Source organism: Opacimonas viscosa (assembly GCF_024199005.1).
GTDB classification, from domain to species: domain Bacteria; phylum Pseudomonadota; class Gammaproteobacteria; order Enterobacterales; family Alteromonadaceae; genus Opacimonas; species Opacimonas viscosa.
The window spans coordinates 1-263 of record NZ_JANATA010000186.1 but is presented as its reverse complement, the minus strand read 5'-3'; the positions used below and the strand labels follow the sequence as shown (position 1 = coordinate 263).

Sequence of the window (263 nt, the reverse complement as noted above, 5' to 3'; positions counted from 1 at the left end):
TAACGAATTAGAGGCTCTGTTAGACTCGCCCTTTTCACAGCATCATAAAGTACTCACTCGAATCTCGCAGCTTATACGCATACGTAAAGCGCAGCCCGCATTTCACCCCAATGCAACGCAGTTTACATTGCAGCTTGGTAATCAATTATTTGGCTACTGGCGACAAAGTCTCGATAGAAAGCAAAGTATTTTCTGTATTAGTAATATTTCAGACGAAGAACAAACAATTTTGCTGTCTGACATAAATCTTATTGGCACAGATA

General features: G+C 39.9%; 1 pseudogene. It reads left to right on the top strand.

What is annotated here, in order from left to right:
* Positions 1-263: pseudogene (locus NLF92_RS13235) on the top strand (alpha-amylase); the annotation flags it as partial.